This is a genomic window from Streptomyces sp. NPDC017676, from assembly GCF_044329325.1.
Taxonomy (GTDB): domain Bacteria; phylum Actinomycetota; class Actinomycetes; order Streptomycetales; family Streptomycetaceae; genus Streptomyces.
Map to the genome: position 1 here is coordinate 463,474 of NZ_JBIRJA010000004.1, position 20,052 is coordinate 483,525.

1 protein-coding gene is annotated in these 20,052 nt (G+C 76.1%); it reads left to right on the forward strand.

The annotated features are described in order from the left end of the window. Nucleotides 1-13: 13 nt before the first annotated feature. Nucleotides 14-19,954 (forward strand): non-ribosomal peptide synthase/polyketide synthase, encoded by a 19,941-nt coding sequence (locus ACH4LD_RS12095; protein WP_398054088.1) that lies wholly within the window; start codon nt 14-16, stop codon nt 19,952-19,954. Nucleotides 19,955-20,052: the final 98 nt, after the last annotated feature.

Here is a 20,052-nt window from a genome sequence, read left to right on the forward strand (position 1 = left end):
GGATCCGACGACCATGACGTCTTCGACCCCTTCGAACCCCTCCGGCTCCCCGCGCCCCTCCAAGCGGGACCGCGCCGAGGCGCTGCCCGAGGAACTGCGGGAGGCGCTGCGGCGGCGGCTCGCCGGACGGGCCGGCGGCGCGGCCCCGGCCGCCCGCCAGGGCATCCCGCGCGCCGACCGGGACCGTCCCCTGCCGCTGTCGTTCGCGCAGCAGCGGCTGTGGTTCCTGGACCGGCTGCGCCCCGGCGACGCCCGCTACAACAGCGCGGTCGCCGTCCGCCTCACCGGCGCCCTCGACCACACGGCGCTGGGCGAGGCGCTCGCCGTCGTGGTCGCCCGGCACGAGGCCCTGCGCACCACGTTCGAGGAGACCGACGGCCGGCCGGTGCAACGGGTGCGTCCGGCGGGCCCGGTGCCGCTGCCGGTACGGGACGCCCGCGACCTGGACGCGGACCTCCTCGCGGAGTACTCCCGCCCCTTCGACCTGCGCCACGGGCCGCTGCTGCGCGCCCTGCTGCTGCGCGAGTCGGCGACCTCGCACGTCCTGCTGCTGACCGCCCACCACATCGTCACGGACGGCTGGTCGATGGGCGTGGTCCTGGACGAGCTGTGCACCGCCCACGACGCCCTCGCGCGGGGCGCCCGACCGGACCTGCCCCCGGTGGCCACGCAGTACCCGGACTTCGCGGTGTGGCAGCGCGAACAGCTCTCCGGGCCCCGCCTCGAACGCCATCTCGCCCACTGGAAGCGGCAGTTGGATGGGGCGGTGGCGCCGGAGCTGCCCCTGGACCGGCCCCGGCGCGGCGAGGAGGCGGGCGAGGGCGCCGTCCACACGTTCACCGTCCCCGCCGCCCTCACCGCGCGGCTGCGCGACCTCGCCGCAGAGCAGCACAGCACCCTCCACACCGCCCTGGTGGCCGCCACCCAGGCACTGCTGGCCCGCTGGTCGGGCCAGGACGACATCACCGTCGGCTCCCTCACCCCCGGCCGGTCCCGCACCGACCTCGAACGGGCCGTCGGGTTCTTCGTGAACACCGTCGTCCTGCGCACCCCGGTGGACGCCTCCGGCTCCTTCCGCGACCTGCTCCCGAAGACGGCCGACACGGTCAACGACGCCTTCGCACACGGCGACACGCCGTTCGAGCGGATCGTGGAGGCGGTCGGCGCACCCCGCGAGGCGGGCCGCAACCCGCTGTTCGACGTGATGGTCCTGCTGCATCCCGACCCGCCCGCCGCGACCGCCCCGCGCGGCCTCGCCACCACCCCGGTCACCGTGCCCCGGCAAGCGGCCACCTTCGACCTGAGCATCGAGTTCGTGCCGGACGGCGCGGGTCTGACCGGTCTGCTGGAGTACCGCACCGACCTGTTCGACCCGGTCACGGCCGAGCGCCTGGCCGCACAGCTGCTGCGCCTGCTGGAGGGCGCCGCCGAGGCCCCGGACCGCCCGCTGGGCAGCCTGCCCCTGCTGTCCGGGGAGGAGATACGGCGTGTCGTCCACGACTGGAGCACCGGCCCCCACCACCCCGTGGACGACACCACCCACCCGGAGGTCTTCGAGCGCCGCGCGGCCCGCACCCCCGACGCCCTCGCCCTCGTCGCGGGCGGCGAACGGCTGGACTACGCCACCCTCAACGCCCGTGCCAACCGGCTCGCCCACCACCTCATCGCGCTCGGCGCCGGCCCCGAGCGGCTGGTCGCGCTGCGGCTGCCGCGCACCGCCGACATGATCACCGCGATCCTCGCCGTCTGGAAGGCGGGCGCCGGCTACCTGCCGCTGGACCCGGCCCTGCCCGAGGAGCGCGTCCGGTTCCTGCTGGACGACACCCGCCCGGCCCTGGTCCTGGACGAGACCGCCCTGCGCGCCGTACCCGCGACCGCCCCGGACACCGACCCCACCGACGCCGACCGGCGCGCCCCGCTGGACCCCGGCCACCTCGCGTACGTCATCCACACCTCCGGCTCCACCGGCCGCCCCAAGGGCGTCGCCGTGTCCCACCGTTCGGCGGTACACCTGCTGGCCGCGCACCGCGCCGGGTTCGTCGCCGAGGCGGGCGGCGGCCCGCTGCGGGTCGCGCTCACCGCGTCCTTCTCCTTCGACACCTCCCTCGAAGGCGTGCTGCTGATGGCCGACGGCCACCCGCTGCACCTGGTCGACGAGACGACCCGGATGGACCCGGCCGCCCTGGTCGCGTACGTGGTCGAGCACCGCGTCGACTTCCTCGACGTCACGCCCTCCTACCTGAGACAGCTGCTGCCGGCCGGGCTGCTCACCGACCCCCGGCACCGCCCCCGGGTCCTCATGCTCGGCGGCGAGGCGGTCGGGCCCGCGCTCTGGCGGGAGCTTGCCGCCCACCCCTACGTGACCGCCCACAACTTCTACGGCCCCACCGAGTGCACGGTCGACGCGCTGTCCTGCCGCATCGACGGCGACCGCCCCCTGGTCGGCCGCCCCCTGCCCGGGGTGCGGGCCTATGTGCTGGACGACCGGCTCCAGCCGGTGCCGCCCGGTGTCGGCGGCGAACTGTACCTCGCGGGCCCCCAGCTCGCCCGGGGCTACACCGGCCGCCCCGGTCTGACCGCCGCCCGCTTCCCCGCCGACCCCTACGGGCCGCCCGGCACCCGCATGTACCGCACCGGCGACCTGGCCCGCTGGACCCCCGACGGCCGCCTGGACTACCTCGGACGCGCCGACGACCAGGTCAAGGTGCGCGGCCACCGCATCGAGCCCGGCGAGATCGAGGCCGCCCTGCTCGCGCTGCCCGGCCTCGCCGCCGCCGCGGTCGCCGCCGTACCGGACGCGCACGGCCACACCCGGCTCGCCGCCTACGTCGTCCCCGCGCCCGGCGCGCCCCGGCCCGCCCCCGCCGACCTGCGCGCTGCCCTGCGCCGGGTGCTGCCCGACGCGCTGGTGCCGTCCTCCTTCACCCCGCTGGACGCGCTGCCGCTGACCACCAGCGGCAAGCTGGACCGCCGAGCCCTGCCCGCGCCCGGCATCACCGCCGGCGAGCGGGAGTTCGTCGCCCCGCGCACCCCCGACGAGGAGACCCTGTCCGCCATCTGGGCCGAGGTGCTCGGCGTGGACCGGGTCGGCGTCACGGACAACTTCTTCGAGCTGGGCGGAGACTCGATCCTGAGCATCCAGGCCGTCTCCCGGGCCCGCGCGGCGGGCCTGAGGATCGGCTCGCAGGACGTCTTCCGGCACCAGACGGTCGCCGACCTGGCCGCCGCCGCGGCCCTGCGCACCACCGGCCTGCCCGCGCCCCGGCGCCCGCAGGAGGACGGGCCCGCTCCGCTCACCCCGGTCCAGGAGTGGTTCCTCGCCACGCACGGACCGCTGCGGCACTTCAGCATGTCGATGCTGCTCGACCTGCCCCACGACCTCCACGAGCGGGCACTCGAACGGGCGCTGGACGCCGTGGTGGACGCACACCCCTCCCTGCGCGCCCGTTTCACCCGCACCGGGGACACCTGGCGGCAGCACCCCGGCACCGGCCCGGCCACCGGACTGCTGACCCGGTACGGCCCCGGCACCCCGCCCGCCGAGGCCGCCGACGCCGCCCGCGCCGCCCTGGACCCGGCCACCGGAACCCTGCTGCGCGCGGCCCTGCTCACCGGCGGGGAACGCCCGCGGCTGTTCCTCACCGCTCACCACCTGGCCGTCGACAGCGTCTCCTGGCGGGTGCTGCTCACCGACCTGGCACAGGCCTACCGGCAGGCCGTGGCAGGCGCGGAACCCCGGCTGGAGCCCGAGCAGACCCCGTTCGCCGACTGGGCGCGCGACCTGGCCGAGCGGGTGCGGGACGGCGACCTGGACGACGACCTGCCCCACTGGACGGAGGAGACCGCGCCGCCGCGCACCCCGCTCCCCGTCGACCTCCCCGGCACCCCGGTCGCCGGGTCCGTACGCACCGTCCGGACCCGGGTGGACCGTGCCACCACCGAGGCGCTGCTGCGGCGGGTGCCGGGCGCCTACCGCACCCAGGTCAACGACGTGCTGCTCAGCGCGCTGGCCCGGGTGCTGGCCGACTGGACGGGCACGGACCGGGTGACCGTCGCCCTGGAGGGCCACGGCCGGGAGGAGGAACTGACCGAGGGCGCCGATCTGTCGCGCACGGTCGGCTGGTTCACCACCCAGTACCCGGTCACCCTGACCCCGGCGGGTCCGGCCGACTGGGGGGCCACGCTCAAGGCCGTCAAGGAGCGGCTGCGCGCCGTGCCCCGCCGCGGTCTGGGCTACCAGGCCCTGGGCCACCTCGGCTCGCCCCGGCCCGAGGCGAGAGCCCTCGGTCAACTCCCGCTGCCCCAGGTGTGCTTCACCTACCACGGTCAGTGGGAGGCGCCCGCGGGCGGGGACTTCGCGCCCGTCGCCGACGTGCCCGGCCGGGACATGGACCCCGGCGCGCCGCTGGACCACCTCCTGGACGTCTCCGCCCTGGTGGCCGACGGCGAACTGGAGATCACCTGGCACTACAGCGACCAGGTGCACCGGGCCGGCACCGTGCGGCGGCTGGCCGACGGCATGGTGGGGGCGCTCGCCGCCATCGCCGAGCACTGCGCCCGGCCCGGCGCGGGCGGCCGTACCCCCTCCGACTTCCCGCTGGCCCGCCTGGACCAGGCCGGCGTGGACCGTCTGGCCGGCGACGGCCGGGACGTGGAGGACCTGCTGCCGCTCACCCCGCTCCAGGAGGGCATGCTCTTCCACCGGCTGGTCGGCGGCCCGGACGACGTGTACCTCGACCAGGCCGCACTGCTGCTCGACGGGGTGAGCGACCCCGACGCCCTCGCCCTGGCCTGGCAGCGCGTGACCGACCGCACCCCCGCCCTGCGCACCTCCGTGGTGTGGGAGGACGTGCCGGTGCCGCTCCAGGTCGTGCACCGCCGTGTCACCGTGCCCGTGGAACAGGTGGACTGGCGGGACCTGGACGCGGGGGAGCGGGCCGAGCGACTGGACCGGCTGCGCGCCGACGACCTCGCGCGCGGCCTGGACCTCGGCACGGCCCCCCTGATGAGGCTCACCCTCGTCCGGCTGCCCGAGGACCGGCTCCAGTTGCTGTGGACCTCCCACCATCTGATCCTGGACGGCTGGAGCCTGGCCCAGGTGCTCACCGACGTCTTCGAGGAGTACACGGCGCTCACCACCGGCACCGAGCAGCGGCCCCCGGTACGGCGGCCGTTCGCCGACTACGTGCGCTGGCTGGCCGGCCAGGACACCGAGGCCGCGCACGCCCACTGGCGGACCGTCCTCACCGGGTTCGCCACCCCCACCCCGCTGCCCGTCGACCGCGTCCGCCGCCCCGGCCACGAGACCCGTTCCGCCGGTGTGCACATGGCCGGGCTCCCCGAGGAGGTCTCGGCCCGGCTGGCACGCACCGCCCGCGCGGCCGGTCTCACCCTCGGCACGGTGGTGCAGGGCGCCTGGGCGCTGCTGCTGTCCCGCCACAGCGCCGAGCGGGACGTGCTGTTCGGGACCACCGTCTCCGGACGCCCCGACGACCTGCCCGGCGTCGAGTCGATGGTCGGCATGTTCATCAACACCCTGCCCACCCGCGTCCGCGTGGACGGCGGCCGGACCGCCGCCGCCTGGCTGCGGGAGCTGCAGGAGGCGCAGGCCGAGGCACGGCGGTACGCGGCGGTGTCCCTCGCCGAGCTGACCTCGCTGAGCGACGTGCCCGCCGGCAGCCCGCTGTTCGACAGCATGGTGGCGTTCGAGAACTACCCCTTCGACCAGGCCCGTTCGGCCGGCTCCGGGATACGCCTGGCGGACGTCTCCGCCCGCGACGCCACCAACTACGCCCTCGTGCTGCGCGCCTACCAGGGCGAGCGGTTCGGCTTCGACCTCGCCTACGACCCCGAGCTGTTCGACGCCACGACCGTGCGCGCCCTCGCCGACCGGCTGTGCCTGCTGCTCACCGAGCTGGCCGACGACCCGGACCGGCCCGTGCGCGCGCTCGTCTGGACGACCGCCGAGGAGCGGCGCCGGATGCTGGTCGAGTGGAACGGCACCGAGGAGGGCCGGCCCACCGACACCCTGGACGCCCTCTTCGCCGCCCAGGCCGCCCGCACCCCCCACGCCGAGGCCGTCGCCTGCGGTGACGACCGGCTCGACTACGCCACCCTGGACGACCGCTCCGGCCGGCTCGCCCACCGGCTCGCCGGACTCGGCGCCGGACCGGAGACGTTCGTGGCGCTCGCGCTGCCCCGCTCCACCGACCTCGTCGTGGCCGTCCTCGCCGTCCTCAAGACCGGCGCCGCCTACCTGCCCATCGATCCCGCGCTGCCCGCCGAACGCGTCCGGGACCTGCTCGCCGACGCCGACCCGGTGACGCTGGTGACCACCACCGGGGCCGCCGTCGACACGGCCGTGCCGGTCCTGCGGCTGGACGACCCCGGCGTCCGGGCCGACCTGGCCCGCCGCCCGGCCACCGGCCCGGTCCGCCGCGCGCTGCCCGAGAGCCCCGCGTACGCCATCTACACCTCCGGCTCCACCGGCCGGCCCAAGGGCGTCGTCGTCCCGCACGCCAACGTGGTCCGGCTGTTCACCCGCACCCGCCCCTGGTTCGGCTTCGGCCCCGACGACGTGTGGACCCTGTTCCACTCCTACGCCTTCGACTTCTCGGTGTGGGAGCTGTGGGGCCCGCTGCTGCACGGCGGACGGCTCGTCATCGTCCCCGAGGACACCGCCCGCTCCCCGGAGGACTTCCTGCGCCTGCTCGCCGACGAACAGGTCACCGTGCTCAACCAGACCCCGTCCGCCTTCTACCCGCTGATCCGCGCCGACGCCGAACTGCCCGACGTCGGCGCCCGGCTGGCGCTGCGCACGGTGGTCTTCGGCGGCGAGGCCCTGGACGTGGCCCGGCTCGCCGACTGGTACGCCCGCCACCCGGACACCGCGCCCCGGCTGGTGAACATGTACGGCATCACCGAGACCACCGTGCACGTCACCCACGCCGCGCTGGACCACCGGGCGGCCCAAGCCGGCACCGCGAGCCCCATCGGCACCGGCATCCCCGACCTGCGGCTGTACGTCCTCGACGACGCGCTGCGGCCGGTGCCGCCCGGCGCCGTCGGTGAGCTGTTCGTCGCCGGCGAGGGTCTGGCCCGCGGCTACCTCAACCGGCCCGGCCTCACCGCGACCCGCTTCCCCGCCGACCCGTTCGGCCGGCCCGGCACCCGCATGTACCGCACCGGCGACCGGGCCCGCTGGCGGGCCGACGGCACCCTGGAGTACCTGGGCCGCGCCGACCAGCAGGTGAAGATCCGCGGCTACCGCATCGAGCCCGGGGAGATCGAGGCCGCCCTGCACCGCCATCCCGGCGTGGGCGCGGCCACCGTAGGCGTGTACGAGGACTCCGCCGGGACCCGCCGGCTCGTCGCCCACGTCGTCGGCACCGGCAGCGGCGACCGCGCCGTACCGCCGCCGCCCGCCGCCGAACTCCGCGCACATCTGGAGGCGTTGCTGCCGGCCCACATGGTTCCGGCCGCGTACGTGCCGATGGCCGCGCTCCCGCTCACCGTCAACGGCAAGCTCGACCGGCGCGCCCTGCCCGCGCCCGGCCCCGACGGCTTCGCCGCCGACGGCACCCGGACCCCGCCGCGCACCCCGGCCGAGCGGCTGGTCGCCGCCGCGTGGGCGGACGTCCTGGACGCCGGGGAGGTCGGCGCCGACGACGACTTCTTCGCCCTCGGCGGCGACTCCATCCTGGCCGTCCGCGTGACCTCCCGGCTGCGCGCGGCCTTCGGCACGGACGTCTCGCCCCGGCTGCTGTTCAGCCACTCCACGCTGTCCGCCCTCGCGGCGGCGCTGGGCGAGCCCCGCCACGGCAGCACCGCGGACACCATCCCGGCCACCGACCCGGACACCCCGGCTCCCCTGTCGTACGCCCAGCAACGCCTGTGGTTCCTCGACCGGTTCGAGCCGGGCAGCACCGAGTACACGACCCTGTCCGTGCTGCGGCTGCGCGGCACGCTCGACAGCGCCGCGCTGCGCACCGCCCTGGACGGGCTGGTCGCCCGGCACGAGTCGCTGCGCACCACGTTCACCGAACAGGACGGCCAAGCCCGGCAGTCGGTCCGCCCGGCGCACCCCGTGGACCTGCGGGTCGACGACCTCGCGGAGACCGCCGGCGCGGACAGCGCCCTGGACGCCCTCCTGGAGCGCGAGGCCGCCACCCCCTTCGACCTGGCCACCGGGCCGCTGTTCCGGGCCCGCCTGGTCCGGTGCGCCGCCGACGAGCACGTCCTCGTCCTCGCCCTGCACCACATTGTCACGGACGGCTGGTCCGCCGGTGTGCTGGCCCGGGACCTGGGCGAACTGTACGCGGCGGCCCTGGAGGACCGCCGTCCCGGCCTGCCGGCCCTGCCGGTCCGCTACGCCGACTACGCCTCCTGGCAGCGCGCCCGCGCCGAGCGGACCGAGGCCGAACTGGACTTCTGGCGCACCGCACTGGACGGTGTGACCCCGCTGGAACTGCCCACGGACCGGCCGCGCCCGGCCGTCCGCACCCGCGACGGCGCCCTGGTGACCTTCACCCTGCCCGCCGCGCTGACCGAGCGGCTGCGCGAGCGGGGCCGGGAGGCCGACGCCACCCTCTACATGACACTCGTGGCCGCCTGCCAGGTCCTGCTCGCCCGCTGGGCCGGCCAGGAGGACGTCACCGTCGGCACGGTCACCGCCGGCCGGGAACGGCCCGAACTGCACGACGTGGTCGGCATGTTCGTCAACACGCTCGTGCTGCGCGCCCGGGTCCGCCCCGACCTGCCCTTCCGGCAGCTGCTGACCGAGGTCCGCGACACCGTCCTGGAGGCGTTCGCCCACCAGGAGGTGCCCTTCGAACGCGTGGTGGACGCCCTCCAGCCCGAGCGGGACACCAGCCGCACCCCGCTGTTCCAGGTCATGGTCGCCCTGCACAACCTCGGCGCCGAGCCGCCCCGGCTGCCCGGCCTGGCGGTGGAGCCGGTGCTGCCGCCGGTCCGCAACGCCACCTTCGACCTCGCCTTCGACTTCACGGAGACCGACGGCGGACTCACCGGCTACCTGGAGTACAACACCGGGCTCTTCGACGCCGACACCGCCGAACGCCTGGCCGCCCGGCTGCGCGTCCTGCTGGAGGCCGCCGCCGGGGACCCCGAGCCGGCCGTGGGCCGGCTGCCGCTGATGACCGACGACGAACGGCACCAGGTGCTGCGGTACGGGCAGGGCGCCCGGCTGCCCGAGCCGGACACCACCTTCCCCGCCCTCTTCGAGGACCGGGCCGCCCGCACCCCGCACCACACCGCCCTGGTGGCCCGCGACACCACACTGGACTTCGCCGCGCTGAACGAGCGCGCCAACCGGCTGGCCCACCACCTCATCGCCCGGGGCGCGGGCCCCGAAGACGTCGTCGCCGTACGGCTCCCGCGCACCTCCGACCTGGTGGTGGCGGTGCTCGCGGTCCTCAAGGCGGGCGCGACCCTGCTCTGCCTGGACCCCCGACTCCCCGGGGAACGAGTGGACTTCCTCCTCTCCGACGCCCGGCCGCACACCCTGCTGAGCGACCTCGGCGAGGTGCCCTGGGACCGGCTCCCCGCCCATGACCCGGCCGACGCCGAACGTGTCAGGCCCCTGCTGCCCGGGCACACCGCGTACATCGTCTACACCTCCGGCTCCACCGGCCGCCCCAAGGGCGTCGCCGTCGAGCACCGGCAGCTCGTCAACCTGTGCCACGACCACCGGGCCGGCCTGCTCGCCCCGCACACCGACGGCGGGCGGCGGCTGCGGGCCGCGCTCAGCGCCTCCTTCTCCTTCGACACCTCCTGGGAAGGACCGCTGCTCCTCGCCCTCGGCCACGAGGTCCACCTCGTCGACGAGGACGTACGTCTGGACCCGCAGGCCTTCTGCGCCCATGTCGCCGGACACCGCCTCGACCTGGTGAACGTCACCCCGTCCTTCCTGCGCGAACTGACCGCCGCCGGCCTGCTCGCCCCCGGCCGCCACCACCCCCGCCTGCTGCTCATCGGCGGCGAGGCCGTCACCCCGGCCGACTGGCGCGAACTCGTCCGGGCCGAACGACGGTCGGGCGTGACCGTGTACAACATGTACGGCCCCACCGAGTGCACCGTCGACGCCGTCTACGGCCGTATCGCCGACCGGCCCGACCGCCCGGTCATCGGACGCCCCGGCGGCAACCTGCGCGCCCACGTCCTCGACGGCGCCCTGCGCCCGGTGCCGCCCGGAGTGCCCGGCGAGCTGTACCTGGCCGGGGCCCAGATCGCCCGCGGCTATCTGAACCGGCCCGGCCTCACCGCCGCCCGCTTCCTCGCCGACCCTTTCGGGGCGCCGGGGGAGCGGATGTACCGCACCGGGGACCGGGTCCGCTGGGACCGGGACGGGCTGCTGGAGTTCCTGGGCCGGGTGGACGAACAGGTCAAGATCCGCGGGTTCCGCATCGAGCCCGGCGAGGTGGAGGCCGCCCTCCTGGACCACCCGGACATCGCCGACGCCGCCGTCGCCGCGCGCGAACACGCCGGCCGCACCGTGCTCGTCGGCTATGTGGTGCCCTCCGCCGGCCGGGTGCCGTCCGCCGACGACCTGCGCCTCGCCCTGCGCCGTACCCTGCCCGACCACATGGTGCCCGCCGCGTTCGTCCCGCTGGCCCGCATCCCCCGCACCACCAGCGGCAAGACCGACCGGCGCGCCCTGCCCGCCCCGCCCGCTCAGCCCGACAGCACCACCCCGTACGTCACGCCCCGGCCCGGCACGGAGGAGCGCCTGGCCGCGATCTGGGCGGACGTGCTCGGCGTCGAACGGGTCGGCGCCCGCGACAACTTCTTCACGCTCGGCGGTGACTCCATCCTGAGCATCCAGATCGTCTCCCGCGCCCGGCAGGCCGGCCTCGCCCTCACCACCAAGGACGTCTTCCGTCATCAGACGGTCGCCGAACTCGCCCTGCGCGTCAGGGAGTCGGTGCCGAGCCATGGGGTCGCCGAGGAGACGGGCGAGGCACCGCTGACCCCGATCCAGCACTGGTACCTCGACGGACGCGACCCCGGGCAGCGGCTCCGGTTCACCATGACCCAGCGCCTGGAACTCGCCGCCGGCGCGGACGGGCAAGCGCTGCGCACCGCTGCCGACGCCCTCGTCCGCCACCACGCCGCCCTGCGTACCCGCTTCCGCCGCACGGCCGACGGCTGGCGCCAGGAGGTGCTGCCCGAGGCCCCGGACGCCGTCTTCACCCGGCACGACGTCGCCGGGCTGGACGACACGGCACTGGAGAGCGAGGTCCAGCGGCTCACGGAGGAGGCGCAGGCCGCGCTCGACCCCGTCGAGGGCCGGGTCGTCCGCGTCCTCTTCTTCGACCGGGGTCCCCGGCGGCAGGGCCAACTCGTGATCACCGCACACCACTTGGTGATCGACGGGGTGTCCTGGCGCATCCTGCTCGCCGACCTGGAGACGGCCCACGCTGCGGCCGCGGCCGGCCGGCCCTTCGAACTGCCCGCCACGGGCACCTCCTACGGCGCCTGGGCCGCCCGGCTCGACCGGCACACCCGCTCCGGCGCCCTGGACGCGGACCTGCCGTACTGGACGGGCACCGCCGCGGCACCGGCCGAACTGCCCGCCGGACGGCCCGGCCGCAACACCCACCGCACCGCCGGCACCCTCACCGTCACGCTGGACGCGGAGACGACCGACGCCCTGCTGCGGCAGGTCCCGGAGGTCTACCGCACCCAGGTCAACGACGTCCTGCTCAGCGCCCTGGGCCGCACCCTGGCCCGCTGGTGCGGGCGCGACACCGTCCTGCTCGGCGTGGAGGGACACGGCCGGGAGGACCTGTTCGCGGACGTCGACCTGGCGCGGACCGTCGGCTGGTTCACCGCCGAGTTCCCGCTCGCCCTGCGCGTCGACCCGGACGCCGGCTGGCACGACACCCTCCGCTCGGTCAAGGAACAGCTCCGCGCGGTGCCGCTGCACGGCCTGAGCCACGGCGCCCTGCGCCACCTGCTGCCCGACAGCCCGCTCACCGGCACCCCCACCCCGCGCATCGGCTTCAACTACCACGGCCAGTGGGACGCGGACGGCACGGACGGGCTGCTGCGCGGCTCCCTGCCCCCGGCCGGCCGGGACACCGACCCGGACGAACCCCGCCCCTACCTGCTGGACGTCACCGGAGTGGTCCAGCGGGGCCGCCTCGAACTCGGCTGGACCTACCCGGCGGAGATCTACGACGAGACCACGGTCCGCCGGCTCGCCGACGAGACGCTCGGAGCCCTGCGGGACATCGCGGCGCACTGCGCCCGTCCCGGAGCGGGCGGCCGTACCCCCTCCGACTTCCCGCTCGCCGGGCTCCGCCAGGACCAGCTGGACCGGCTCGTCGGCACCGGCCGGCAGGTCGAGGACGTCCTGCCGCTCACCCCGCTCCAGTCCGGCATGCTCTTCCACGGCCTCGTGGACACCGAGCACGCCTACTTCGACCGTACGGCCGTACGCCTGTCCGGGGTGGCCGACCCGCGCGCGTTCGCCGCCGCCTGGCAGCAGGTCGCCGACCGCACCCCGGCCCTGCGCAGCAGCGTGCACTGGCAGGGACTGCCCCACCCGGTCCAGGTGGTCCACCGGAGCGCCGAGCTGCCGGTCACCCACCTCGACTGGCGGGCGCTGACACCCGAGCGGCGCGCGGAGGCCACCGAGCGGCTGCTCACCGAGGACCGCGCGGCGGGCATGGACCTCACCACCGCACCGCTGACCCGCCTCACCCTGGCCGCCCTGCCCGGCGACGAGGTGCTGCTGCTCTGGTCGACCCACCACATCGTCCTGGACGGCTGGAGCACCGGGCAGCTCCTCACCGAGGTGTGCGAACGCTACGCCGCCCTCACCGGCGGCCCGGACCAGGCACCCCCGGTGCGGCGGCCCTTCGCGGACTTCCTGCACTGGCTGCGTGAGCAGGACGAGCAGGCGGCCGAGCGGTACTGGGCCGACGCCCTGGCCGGGTTCACCGCCCGCACCCCGCTGCCGTACGACCGCACGCCCGCCGAGGCCCACCGCGCCCGCTCCGCCGCCGCCGTCCACCAGGAACTGGACGCCCGGGTGTCGCGCCGGCTGCGGGAGACCGCCGCCCGCGCCGGGCTCACCGTCAACACCGTCGTGGAGGGCGCCTGGGCGCTGCTGCTGGCCCGCTCCAGCGGCCGGGACGACGTGGTGTTCGGCACCACGGTGTCCGGCCGCCCGGCCGAACTGCCCGGCGTCGAAGGCATGATCGGCATGTTCATCAACACCGTGCCCACCCGTGTCCGCGTCCCGGCCGGACCGGTCCTGCCGTGGCTGCGCGGGCTCCAGGACCAGCAGAGCGACGCCCGCCGTTTCGACTTCCTCGCCCTGCCCCGCATCCACGCCGTCAGTGAAGTCCCCTCCGGTGAGCCGCTGTTCGACAGCATGGTGGTGTTCGAGAACTACCCCGTGGACGAGTCGGCCACGGCCCGCACCGGCGTCCGTGTCGAGGAGGTGCGCGCCGACGACGCCACCACCTTCCCCTGGTGTCTCCGTGCCCACCTGGCCGAACGGCTCGCCTTCGACCTGGCCTACGACCCGGCCCTGTTCGACCCCGCGACCGCCGAGCGCGCCGCCGACCGGCTGGCCGCCCTGCTCACCGCCCTCGCCGACGGCTTCGACACCGACCTGGCCGGCCTGGACCTGCTCACCCCGGCCGACCGCGACCTGCTGGCCGCCTGGAACGCCACCGCCCGCCCGGCCGCCCCGCGCAGCCCCGTCGACCTGTTCGCCGAACAGGCCCGCCGCACCCCGGACGCGCTCGCGGTCCGCGACGGCGAGCGCGAGCTCACCTACCGGCAACTGGCCGGCTGGGCCGACGCGTTGGCGGCCCGGCTGGTGGCCGGCGGGCTGGCGGCCGAGGACCGGGTGGCGCTGCTGATGGACCGCTCCGCCGAACTCGTCGTCGCCCAGCTCGCCGTGCTCATGGCCGGCGGCGCCTACGTCCCCGTCGACACCCGGGCGCCCGAGGAGCGCCGCCGCACCCTGCTCGCCCAGGCGGGCGCGACCGTCCGGCTCACCGCGGCCGAGGTGACCGCCGCCTGCGCCGGCGCCGGGCACGGTGCCGCCGAGGTGACCGCCGCCCGCACCGGGCACGGGCGCACACCGGCCGCCGACCCCGACCGGCTGGCGTACGTGATGTTCACCTCCGGCTCCACCGGCCTGCCCAAGGCGGTCGCCGTACGGCACCGGGACGTGGCGGCGCTCGCCACCGACAGCCGGTTCGCCGACGGGGTGTGCGCGCGCGTGCTGCTGCACTCCCCGGTGGCGTTCGACGCCGCCACCTTCGAGGTGTGGGCGCCGCTGCTGAACGGCGGCTGCGTGGTCGTGGCCCCGGGCGCCGGCGTGGACGCGGCCCTGGTGCGCCGGCTGGCCGGCGACGGCGAGCTGACGGCGCTGTGGCTGACCGCCGGACTGTTCCGGCTGCTGGCACAGGACGCCCCCGACTGCTTCCGGGGCCTGGCGCAGGTGTGGACCGGGGGCGACGTCGTCCCCGCCCAGGCCGTGCGCCGGGTGCTGGCCGCCTGCCCCGGCCTGACCGTCGTGGACGGCTACGGCCCCACCGAGACGACCACCTTCGCGACCTCCTGCGCCCTCACCGACCCGGCGGCCGTGCCCGGCACCGTCCCCATCGGGCACCCGCTCGACGACATGCGGGTGCACGTCCTCGACGCCCGGCTGCGCCCCGTACCGCCCGGCTGCCCCGGCGAGCTGTACGTGGCCGGCGAGGGTGTCGCCCGCGGCTACCTGGGCCGCCCCGGCGACACCGCCGCCCGCTTCCTCGCCGACCCCTCCGGCCCGCCCGGCGCCCGGATGTACCGCACCGGCGACCTGGCCCGGCGGCGCCCGGACGGCACCGTCGAGTTCCTGGGCCGCGCCGACGACCAGGTGAAGATCCGGGGCTTCCGGGTGGAGCCCGGCGAGGTCGAGGCCGCCCTCGCCGCCCACCCGGGTGTCGTGGACGTGGCCGTCGTGGCCCGCGAGGACCGGCCCGGCGCCAAACGGCTCGTCGCGTACGTCGTCGGACCGGCCGGCCAGGACGCCGAGGACCTGCGGGACTTCGCCGCCCGCACCCTGCCCGACTACCTCGTCCCCGGTGCCGTCGTCCCGCTGGCCGCCCTCCCGCTCAGCCGCAACGGCAAGGTCGACCGGGCGGCCCTGCCCGCGCCGGAAGCCCTGCCGGGGCGCGCCCGGGTCGAGCCCCGCACCGAGGCCGAGCGCCGCACGGCGGCCGTCTTCGGCGAGGTGCTGGGCAGTGAACCGCCCGGCGTGGAGGACGACTTCTTCCAGCTCGGCGGCGACTCGATCCTCAGCATCCGGCTCGCCTCCCGCCTCGCCGAGACCTTCGACACCGACGTCACCCCGCGCGCGGTGTTCACCCACCCCACCCCGGCGGGACTGGCCCGGCTGCTCGACGCCCGGCAGGGCACCGGCCGGTCGGCGATCGTCCCGGCCGGCCGGGACGGGGCCGCTCCGATGTCGTACGCCCAGCAACGCCTGTGGTTCCTGGAGGAGTTCGCGCCGGGTGGCGCCGAGTACGTGACCGCGCTCGCCCTCCGGCTGCGCGGCGATCTGGACACCGGCGCCCTCCGCGCGGCCCTGACCGCCCTGGTGGCCCGGCACGAGTCGCTGCGCACCACCTTCGACAGCGTCGACGGGCACGGCGTCCAGCGCGTCCACCCGCCCCACGACGTGCCGCTGCCCGTGCGCGACCTGTCCCGGGCCGCCGACCCGGAGTCCGCCCTGCGCGGGCTGCTCGCCGAGGAGCGCTCCCGCCCCTTCGACCTGCGGGAGGGCCCGCTGCTGCGCACCGGCCTGATCCGGCTGGCCGCGCACGACCACGTCCTCACGATCACCCTGCACCACATCGTCACCGACGGCTGGTCCTCCTCCGTCCTGCTCGGCGACCTCGCCCACCTCTACCGCGCCGAACTCGGCGCTGCTCAAGGCGAGTTGCCGCCCCTTCCCGTGCAGTACGCCGACTACGCCCGCTGGCAGCGCGGCACCGGGGACACCGGCGCTGACGAGCACCTCGCCTACTGGAAACGGCAACTGGCCGGCACGGCACCGCTGGAACTGCCCACCGACCGGCCCCGGCCGCCGGTGCGGACCAGCGCCGGTGCGACCACCCGGCTGGTGGTGCCCGCCCGGACCGTCCGGCGGCTGACCCGGCTCGCCCGGGACCACGGCACCACCCTGTTCACCACGCTCGTCGCCGCCGCCCAGGCCTACCTCGCCCGGCTCTCCGGCGCCGAGGACATCGCCGTCGGCACCGTCACCTCCGGCCGCGACCGGCCCGAGACGCAAGGCCTCGTCGGATTCTTCGTGAACACCCTGGTGCTGCGCTCGCGGGCCGGGGGCGAGGAGCCCTTCACCGGGTTCCTCACCGCCGTACGGCAGACCGTCCTCGACGCCTTCGCCCACCAGGACGTGCCGTTCGAACGGGTCGTGGACGAGGTGGACCCGGTCCGCGACACCAGCCGCAGTCCCCTCTTCCAGGTCATGGTCGTCCTCCAGAACACCCCGGCCGCCGGTCTCGACCTGCCCGGCCTGGACGTCACCGACGTCGAACCGGAGTCCGAGCAGGCCGCGTTCGACCTCACCCTGGAGTTCGCCGAGACCGGCGACGGAGCCCTGCACGGCCTGCTCACCTACAACACCGACCTGTTCGACCCGGCCACCGCCGACCGGATGGCCGGACAGCTCGGCACCCTGTTGCACGCCGTCGCCGAGGACCCCGACCGTCCGCTCGGTGCCCTGCCGCTGACCTCCGACGACGAGCTGAAGACCCTGCTGGACCAGGGCCGCGGCACCTTCCGCCCGGTGCCCGAGGCGACCCTGCCCGCCCTGTTCGAGCGGCAGGCGGCCCGTACCCCGGACGCGGTCGCGCTGATCGACGGCGACCGCGAGCTGACCTACGCGCAGGTGGACCGGGCGGCCAACCGGCTGGCCCACCGGCTCGTGCGGGACGGCGTCGGACCGGAAAGCGTGGTCGCCCTGGCGCTGCCCCGCTCGGCGGCGACGGTCGTGGCCCAGCTCGCCGTCGCCAAGGCCGGCGGCGCCTTCCTGCCCGTGGACCCCGACTACCCGCCGCGGCGCCGGGAGTTCATGATCAGGGACGCCGGCGCCCACCTGCTCCTCGGCGACCCGGACGAGGTGTGGGCCGCCGACGGGCCGGACACGGCACCCACGGACACCGACCGCACCGCGCCCCTCGCCCCCGCCCACCCCGCCTACGTCATCTACACCTCCGGTTCCACCGGCACCCCCAAGGGCGTCGTGGTTACCCACCGCGGCCTCGCCTCCTTCGCCGCGGCGGCCGCCGAACAGTACGCGGCGGGCCCCGGCGACCGGATCCTGCAGTTCGCCTCGCCCAGCTTCGACGCCTCCGTGCTGGAGCTGTGCGTCTCCCTGCTCAGCGGGGCCGCGCTGGTCACCGGCGAGGAGGGGCCACTGGTCGGCGAGCGGCTGGCGGAGGTGCTCGCCGAACGGCGCGTCAGCCACACCCTGATCCCCCCGGCCGCGCTGGCCACCCTCCCGCCGGAGACCGCCGCCGCCCTGCCCCACCTGCGCACGCTCATCGTGGGCGCCGAGGCCTGCCCGGCCGACCTGGTCGACACCTGGGCCCCCGGCCGCCGGATGATCAACTCCTACGGGCCGACCGAGGCCACCGTCGTCGCCACCTGGACCGGCCCGCTCACCCCCGGCGCCGGCGCCCCGCCCATCGGCCGCCCCGCCGGCGGCATCCGCGTCCGCGTGCTGGACGCCGCCCTGCGTCCCGTACCGCCCGGCGTGACCGGGGAGCTGTACCTCGCCGGGCCCGGACTCGCCCGCGGCTACCTGGGCCGGCCGGGACTCACCGCCCAGCGGTTCGTCGCCGACCCGTTCGGCGCGCCGGGGGAGCGGATGTACCGCACCGGAGACCTGGTCCGCTGGACCGCCGACGGCCGGCTCCGGTTCGCCGGACGCGCCGACGACCAGGTCAAGCTGCGCGGCTTCCGCATCGAACCCGGCGAGATAGAGAGCGCGCTGCGGCGCAGCCCGCTGGTGCGGGACGCGGTCGTGGCCGTACGCGCGGGGGAGACACCGGACGCGCCGGCCCGGCTGGTCGCCTACGTGGTTCCGGCGGAGGGGGCTGCCACGGATCCGTCGGCCGCCGGTGCGCCAGTCGCTGAAGTACGGCTGCCCGTCGGTGAGTTGCGGCTGCACCTGGCCGGATCGCTGCCCCCGCACATGGTGCCGTCCGTCTTCGTACCGCTCGACCGGCTGCCGCTCACCCCGAACGGCAAGACGGACCGGCGTGCCCTGCCCGAACCCGGGCCCGCGCAGGCCGCGGACGGCCCACGGACCGCGCCACGCACCGACACCGAACGGCGGATCGCCCGCATCTGGGCCGATGTGCTGGGCATCGCGGAGGTCGGCGCCGACGACAACTTCTTCGCGCTCGGCGGCGACTCCATCCTGAGCATGCAGGTCGTCTCCCGGCTGCGCCGCGACGGCCTGCACGTGGCCACGCGCGACCTGTTCACGCACCAGACCGTGGCCGAACTCGCCACCGTGGTCCGCGCCGCGCCCCGGCGGTCCGGGGACGGCCCGGTCACCGGCGAGGTGCCGCTCACCCCGATCCAGGAGTGGTTCCTGACCACCCCGCGCGCCGCCCACCACCACTTCAACCAGTCGACGCTGCTGGAACTCGACGGCACCCCCGACCCGCGGGCGCTGCATGCCGCCCTGGACGCGCTGCTGGAGCACCACGACGCGCTGCGCATGCGGTTCACCCGGGACACGGACGGCTGGCACCAGTTCAACCCGCCGCCCGCCGCCGGCCCCGGCATCCTCGTCCGGTACGACCTGACCGGGCTGCCCGCCGAGGAGGCCGACGCGGCCATGGCGAAGGCCGCCGACGAACTGCACGCGAGCTTCGACCTCGCCCGGGGCCCGCAACTGCGCGCGGCCCTGTTCACCGGGGAGCCGGACCGGTCCGCCTTCCTCCTCCTCGTCGCCCACCACCTGGTCGTGGACGCCGTCTCCTGGCGCATCCTGCGCGACGACCTGGAGACCGCCTACCGGCAGGCGCTTGAGGGGGGACCGGTCACGCCGGGGGAGCGCGGCACCAGCTTCCGCGCGTGGTCGCGCGGACTCGCCGCGTACGTCGCCGAGGGCGGCCTCGACCACGAACTGCCGTACTGGGAACGGGCGGTGGACACCGAACCCGCGCCACCCGCGCCCCGCGTCGCCGGACCGGCCGCCACGGTGAGCGTGGAACTGGGCGAGGAGGACACCACGGCCCTGCTGCGCTCGGCACCCACCGCCTACCGCACCCGGGTCAACGACGTGCTGCTCGCCGCCCTCACCCTGGCGCTGGCCCGCTGGACCGGACGCGACCGGGTCCGCCTGGACCTGGAGGGCCACGGCCGCGAGGACCTGCTCGACGGCGTCGACCTGTCCCGCACCGTCGGCTGGTTCACCACCGTCTACCCGGTCGCCGTCCAGGTGCCCGACCCCGGCGACCTCGGGCCCGACCGCGACTGGCGGTCCCTGGTGAAGTCGGTGCGCCGCCAGCTGCGCGCCGTACCCGGCAACGGCATCGGCTTCGGCGCGCTGCGCACCTTCGGCCCGCCCGAGGTCCGCGAACGCCTCGGCGGCAGTGCGCACAGCCAGGTGGTGTTCAACTACCTCGGCCAGTGGGACGCCCGCCCCGAGACCGCGTCGGGCGGCCTGGTCCGCGCCGAACACGGCTCCCTCGGGCAGGACCACGACCCCCGGGACCCCGGCTCGCACCTGCTGGAGGTGGTGGGCGCGGTGCAGCACGGCCGGCTCGCCTTCACCTGGCACCACCGGCCCGGCGTCCACGACACCGCGACCGTGCGCCGGGTGGCCGAGGAGTTCGCCGAGGCCCTGCGCCAGCTCGCCCGGCACGCCAGGGGAGGCCGGTGACGAACGTCCGGCCCCGCGGGGCCCCGCGCCGGCGCGCCACCCGGTACGGGCCACGCGCACCCCGCGCCCCGACCGCCCGCCCCCGTCCCACCACAGCT